The sequence below is a fragment of the Coprococcus sp. AF99-45 genome (assembly GCF_027663865.1).
In the GTDB taxonomy this organism is placed as follows: domain Bacteria; phylum Bacillota; class Clostridia; order Lachnospirales; family Lachnospiraceae; genus Allocoprococcus; species Allocoprococcus comes.
On the sequence record NZ_JAQDGZ010000031.1, the window covers coordinates 22,304 to 28,568 of the forward strand.

Genomic DNA, 6,265 nt, shown 5'->3' on the forward strand with positions numbered 1-6,265 from the left:
GGAAAATTATGAAGAAAAAAACAGTTTCATTATTACTTGTAGCAGCAATGGCAGTCGGAATGCTTGCAGGATGCGGTGGTGGAAAATCTTCCATCAGCCAGGATGGCTCATCCGATGCAGCAGAAGGCAATGAAAAAGCAGAAATGGCAGATGCAAAGGATGTAGACGGAACAACCATTACTTTCTGGCATTCTATGGGTGGAGTCAATGGACAGGCAATCGATACACTTGTCAAAAAATTTAATGATGAAAATGAATATGGAATTACTGTAGAAGCACAGTATCAGGGAGAATATGATGATTCTCTGAACAAATTAAAGAGCGCACAGATCGGAAATATGGGTGCAGATCTGGTACAGGTTTATGAAATCGGTACCCGTTTTATGATCGAATCCGGTTGGACAGTGCCAATGCAGGAAATGATCGATGCAGATAATTATGATGTATCCGAGATCGAACCGAACCTTGCTGCATATTATACGATTGATAATCAATTATATTCGATGCCTTTTAACTCATCTACCCCAATTATGTATTATAATAAAGATATGTTCGACAAAGCCGGTATTACAGAAATCCCGGACAGCCTGGAAGCAATCGATGAGATTGGCGATCAGTTAATGAGCAAAGGCGGTGCCGGAGAAGTAATGTCTCTTGGTATTTACGGATGGTTCTTCGAGCAGTTTATCGGAAAACAGGGTCTGGACTATGCCAATAACGGAAATGGGCGTGAAAAGGCCGCAACAGCAGTTGACTTTGACAAAAACGGTGCAGCCAAGAATATCCTGACCGCATGGCAGAAACTCAACAAAGACGGTTATGCTCCAATCGTCGGAAAAGGCGGTGATGCAGGACTTGCAGATTTCTCAGCCGGAAAGTCCGCAATCACACTTGGTTCTACAGCTTCATTAAAACAGATCCTGCAGGATGTAAACGGAAAATTTGAAGTGGGAACTGCATATTTTCCGAAGGTATCTTCAAGTGATGAAGGCGGAGTATCCATCGGTGGAGCTTCTCTGTGGGCACTGAACAATAAAGATCCAAAGAAACTCCGTGCAACATGGGAATTCGTAAAATTCCTGATCTCTCCGGAATCACAGGCATACTGGAATGCACAGACAGGATATTTCCCGGTTACCACAAAAGCACACGATGAACAGACATTCAAAGATAATATCGCGCAGTATCCTCAGTTCCAGACAGCAATCGATCAGCTCCATGATTCTTCACCGGAATATTGCGGTGCGCTTTTAAGTGTATTCCCGGAAGCAAGAGCAACTGTTGAGTCTGAAATCGAAAGCATGCTGAATGGAAAAGAAGATGTCGACACAGCAGTACAGAAAATGTCAGATTCGATCAACAAAGCGATCACTGACTACAATACTGTAAATAATTAAAAAGAATCGAGGCAATAAACATTGAGCAAAACAAAAATATTTGCACACAGAGGTGCAAGCGGATATGCACCGGAAAACACGTTGGAAGCATTTGCACTGGCAATCACACAGGGTGCTGACGGAATCGAGCTTGACGTACAGCTTACAAAGGATGGAATCCCGGTTGTGATCCATGATGAAACCATCGACAGAGTTACAGAAAAAAAGGGATGGGTCAAGGATTATACCTTAAAAAGGTTAAAAGAGCTTACAGTACTGAAAAACAAATTCCCGGAGTATTCCGCAGCAAAGATCCCAACCCTGGAAGAAGTACTGGATGCGGTAAAAGCATCCGGTATCCAGGTCAATATTGAGCTGAAAACAGGAATTTACTGGTATCCGGAAATCGAGCAGAAGGTTGCGGATCTTGTAAAAAAAGCCGGAATGGAAGAGCGGGTGATTTATTCTTCCTTTAACCATTACAGCATCCAGCAGATGAAGAAAATTGTGCCGGAAGCAGAAACCGCTTATCTGTACAGTGATGTGATCCTGAATGTTGCAGAGTATGCGAAGAATACAAAAGTAGACGGACTGCATCCGGCAGTATATCATGTAAAAATGGCAGATTTCCTGAAAGAATATCTAGGCAGCAATCTGAATGTCCGTGTCTGGACAGTCAATGAAAAAGCGGATATGAAATGGCTGATCGATGCAGGAGTAACTGCAATTATCACCAATTATCCAGACATGGCAGTGCAGATCAAAAAAGAAGCGGAAGTATAAGATCATGCTGGAAAATAAAAAACTTTTTCTGCTGGATATAGACGGTACGATCTGTAAAGGGAATCAGCTCGTTGAAGGATCCGCAGCTTTCCTAAAAGACATCAAGGCAAATGGCGGGCAGTTTGTATTTATCACAAACAATGCAACCAAGAGCATCGATGATTATATCAGATTTTTTCAGGTTCTTGGAATCCACACCGATTACACCAATTTCCTGACAGCATCCTATGTAACCATTGATTATCTGAAGAAAAATCATGCCGGAGAACTGATCTATGTGCTGGGAACCCGGTCCTTTATCCGGGAACTCAAAAAAAATAAAATCCACGTAACAAGCGATTGCGAGGATGAAGGAATTACCTGCGTTGTAGTTTCTTATGATAATCAGCTGACATATGAAAAATTATCTGATACATGTAAGCTGCTGAGTACAAAAAATGTGGATTATCTTGCAACAAATCCAGACTATGTATGTCCGATTGAATTTGGATTTGTACCAGACTGTGGCTCCATCTGTGAAATGCTTGCACATGCGGTAAAGCGAATGCCGTATTTTATTGGTAAGCCGCAGCCTGAAATGGTAGAACTTGCATTGCAGCGGAATCATTACCGGAAAGAAGAGACTTTAATCGTTGGAGACCGCCTGTATACGGATATCTTATGTGGACATCATGCCGGTGTTGAGACGGTACTTGTATTATCCGGTGAGGCAACAAAAGAAGAAGCAAAGGCATACGAACATCAGCCGGATTACGTGATGTCATCCGTTGATGAGTTGCATGAAGCATGGAGCAAAAGTATTTCTTAAATAAAAGAAAATATGTTTACTAAAACAGGGTATGTATGGCAAATGAAGCTGTACATACCCTGTCTGTATATTCAGGTCAATTCTTGATTGCCTCTGTTTTAACTGTAAAAAACACTTGCATAAGCGAACATATGTTTGTATAATAGAAATATGAATACAGAAATGACAAATGAGCATTATACAATACAGGAAAAATTACATATTCTTGCTGATGCTGCAAAGTATGATGTCGCATGTACATCAAGCGGCTCAAGCCGCCGGGGACAGAAAGGAGAACTCGGTAATGCCGTTTCATGTGGAATTTGTCACAGCTTTGCGGCAGACGGAAGATGTATTTCTTTACTTAAGATCTTAATGACCAATCATTGTGTCTACGATTGCAAATACTGCATTAACCGTGCGAGCAATGATGTAAAAAGAGCTACGTTTACTCCGGAAGAGATCTGTAATCTTACAGTCGAATTTTATAAACGGAATTATATAGAAGGACTTTTCCTAAGTTCCGGTATTTTGAAAAATCCAACCTATACGATGGAAAAGATGTGCGAGACACTGTTACTTCTCCGCACCAAATATCATTTTAATGGCTACATTCATGTGAAGACGATTCCGGGGGCTTCGGATGAATTACTTGCGGCTGCCGGTTATCTGGCAGACCGTGTCAGCGTGAATCTGGAACTGCCAACTTCTGAGGGTCTTCGTAAGCTGGCACCGAACAAGACTATGCAGACAATCCTAAGTCCGATGGGAAAGGTGCAGAATACCATTGCCGCACATCGCATGGCAATCGGAAAATCATCATATATGGAAAGAAGCCGTGGAAATCAGTTCCTGCATAACGGAATTTTTTCGGAAGTTTCCAAGCGGCAGTTTCAAAAGAAACTGGAGAGCAGAGCAGCGCTACAGAGAGGAACCGATGTATCCAAGACTTCTGCACAGTCAAATCCTGCGCTATTGGATTCTTCCTTCACCTGGAATCAGGCATATCAACTTGCACCACATGATATGTCCAGATTAAAACGCAGCTTTGCACCGGCAGGACAAAGCACTCAGATGATCATCGGAGCGACAGGTGAAAGTGATTATACTTTATTACAAACCACGCAGCAGCTCTATCAGGGATTTGATCTGAAACGTGTTTTTTATTCGGCATATATCCCGCTGAATGAAGATCCTGTTCTGCCTGAGCTTGGAACTCCGCCGCCGCTTTTGCGTGAACACAGGCTTTATCAGGCAGACTGGCTGCTCCGGTTTTACGGATTTCAGGCAGATGAACTTTTAACCATAGAGAAACCGAATTTTAACGAACTTCTGGATCCGAAGTGTGATTGGGCATTACGCCATCTGGAATTATTTCCCGTTGAAGTAGAAACGGCAAGCTATGCAGAACTTCTCCGCGTACCCGGAGTCGGACCGAAATCAGCCAGCCGTATTGTAAATGCACGAAGATATGGCAGAATGGATTTCACAAGTCTGAAGAAAATGGGAGTTGTGCTGAAAAGAGCGCACTATTTCATCACCTGTGGCGGAAAACAGATGTATCACACACCACTTGAAGAGACTTATATCACAAGACAACTGGTTAGCGTAGACCGGAAGGAATACTGGGAAATGGCTCATGCAAATGAAGGCTTCTCACAGATGACACTTGCTGATTTCGGAATTGGATAGTTACATCATTAGGGCAGAAAATACTTATAGCAATATGAGAAAGCAGGAAATTTATGAAGATATATACTTGTAAGGATCGGTTGGAAGACATCATGACCTGTATCTATAATGCATGGGCAGATGCTTTGCTAATCGGTCATGATCAGATAAGACTGAAAAAAGAACCGATTTTCCAGGCGACACTGCTGGATGAATATATCCATGTAGACGGAGACTGTTCAAAGGCAGAAAAAGTCACCCGGTCTATCCGCAGAGATATTTCTTCCAGAGCATATCTGTATGTGTATTACGCATCCCTTTCAGCAGAAGAAGACGCACTGCAGGCAATCTATAATTTTTTACGAGTTGGATTTTCCATGGGAGCGGGTGTACTCGAAAATTATACCAATCCACATGTAATGCGGATAATAGAACTGTACCGTAGTGTCGGAAATGAAAGCCACCATTTCCGTGAATTCGCACGGTTTCAAAGTCTCGACGGGCGTGTGTATGTCAGCCATCTGGAACCCAAAAGTGATGTGATCATGCTGGTTGGAAGACATTTCGCAGACCGTATGCCATCGGAATATTGGATGATCGTCGATGATAACCGGAAGACCGCCTGCATCCATCCAAAAGACGGAGAAAATTATCTTCGTTATCTGACAGGCGGAGAGTTTGAGGCACTTCGGAAAACAGAAGAGTACGAAGATGAATACACTGGGATGTGGAAGACATTTTTCCATACGATCGGGATCAAAGAGCGGAAGAATTATGTCTGTCAGAGGAATCTTTTTCCGATCTGGAAGAGAAAGCATGCTGTGGAATTTAAAGAATAATCGCAGGAATTAAAAAGCAGCAAAGAATAACTCTGGTTAAAAATCATGAGCAGGAAACAGTGATGTCAATGCTGCGTGGACTTCAGAAGTAGAAGAACAGTTCGAGGATATGTATCGGCTGTTCTTTTTTTGCTTTTAGGCGTAAAAACGGTAATGTTTTTCTTGTACATAGTCGAGCATTAGAGTATAATAAACTCAGTTTTTTTCATATGTTTAAAAGCTATAATAAGAAAAACGGCAAAACAGATCAAAGTCTGCGACGCAAAGCTATAGGGCCTGTAAAATGGTAGCCAGTTGCCACGTTAAAGATGCATTGTCTGCAATGACAATGCTCTTTTTCGGTTTGGTTGTTCTGGTGAATATAGGCATTCGTGCAGATAGCAGTCAAAGGGATTTGACAAGGTCAAGAGCCGAATTAAACGCAGTAACGTATGCAGATCATATGAAGGCTGATATCGTGAGAGGAATTGATATTACAAATTTGGCAAAACCTCTGGATATTGAAAAGATGAAAAATACTATTAAAGATATTTGTCCCTAATATAGGGAGAAAGTAAATGAATAGCATAGTTATTGAAATGAATATTATTTGAGATTCGGGATAAATGGTGAAATGCAGACAAACAAGAAAAATAAAAATATAATAGGTATTATACAGAGTTTCCTTATATTGATATTAGTGGTTCTTATTATTTTTATGATGATTCAGATTAGCAGGCTGCAGGGGACAGCACGCGTAATAAATTATGCAGGTCTGGTACGTGGAGCTACACAGCGCGAAGTAAAATTAGCCTGCAAATAAAAAGTCA

Annotated in this window: 6 protein-coding genes, 1 pseudogene and 1 riboswitch; all 7 genes and pseudogenes read left to right on the top strand. The window is 41.6% G+C overall.

The genetic code is table 11. From position 1 onward, the window contains the following. Positions 1 to 8 precede the first annotated feature (8 nt). Positions 9 to 1,397, top strand: a complete 1,389-nt coding sequence (locus PGR14_RS14995) for an ABC transporter substrate-binding protein (RefSeq protein ID WP_055248605.1) — start codon at positions 9 to 11, stop codon at positions 1,395 to 1,397. Positions 1,398 to 1,418: 21 nt separating this feature from the next. Beyond that, a complete protein-coding gene (locus PGR14_RS15000) occupies positions 1,419 to 2,159 on the top strand; it encodes a glycerophosphodiester phosphodiesterase (protein ID WP_055248603.1) in 741 nt (246 codons plus the stop codon). 4 nt (positions 2,160 to 2,163) lie between these two features. Beyond that, on the top strand, positions 2,164 to 2,967 hold the full coding sequence (locus PGR14_RS15005) for an HAD-IIA family hydrolase (RefSeq protein ID WP_055248601.1): 804 nt from the start codon (positions 2,164 to 2,166) through the stop codon (positions 2,965 to 2,967). Between the two features lie 150 nt (positions 2,968 to 3,117). Beyond that, positions 3,118 to 4,638, top strand: a complete 1,521-nt coding sequence (locus tag PGR14_RS15010; RefSeq protein WP_055248599.1) for a putative DNA modification/repair radical SAM protein — start codon at positions 3,118 to 3,120, stop codon at positions 4,636 to 4,638. A gap of 53 nt (positions 4,639 to 4,691) precedes the next feature. Next, a complete protein-coding gene (locus PGR14_RS15015) occupies positions 4,692 to 5,456 on the top strand; it encodes a TIGR03915 family putative DNA repair protein (protein ID WP_055248597.1) in 765 nt (254 codons plus the stop codon). Between the two features lie 226 nt (positions 5,457 to 5,682). Continuing rightward, a riboswitch (cyclic di-GMP riboswitch) is annotated at positions 5,683 to 5,758 on the top strand. Then, the gene (locus PGR14_RS15020) at positions 5,740 to 5,997 is read left to right on the top strand and encodes a hypothetical protein (RefSeq protein ID WP_156330666.1); all 258 of its coding nucleotides are present in this window, start codon (positions 5,740 to 5,742) and stop codon (positions 5,995 to 5,997) included. Its footprint overlaps the riboswitch before it by 19 nt. 72 nt (positions 5,998 to 6,069) lie before the next feature. Continuing rightward, a pseudogene (locus tag PGR14_RS16305) lies at positions 6,070 to 6,246 on the top strand (GGDEF domain-containing protein); the annotation flags it as partial. Positions 6,247 to 6,265: the final 19 nt, after the last annotated feature.

Excerpts from the sequence above, each read along its gene's own strand:
- PGR14_RS14995 (WP_055248605.1), top strand. The coding sequence starts at position 9 with ATGAAGAAAAAAACAGTTTCATTATTACTTGTAGCAGCAATGGCAGTC.
- PGR14_RS15005 (WP_055248601.1), top strand. The coding sequence starts at position 2,164 with ATGCTGGAAAATAAAAAACTTTTTCTGCTGGATATAGACGGTACGATC.
- PGR14_RS15010 (WP_055248599.1), top strand. The coding sequence starts at position 3,118 with ATGAATACAGAAATGACAAATGAGCATTATACAATACAGGAAAAATTA.
- PGR14_RS15015 (WP_055248597.1), top strand. The coding sequence starts at position 4,692 with ATGAAGATATATACTTGTAAGGATCGGTTGGAAGACATCATGACCTGT.
- PGR14_RS15020 (WP_156330666.1), top strand. The coding sequence starts at position 5,740 with ATGGTAGCCAGTTGCCACGTTAAAGATGCATTGTCTGCAATGACAATG.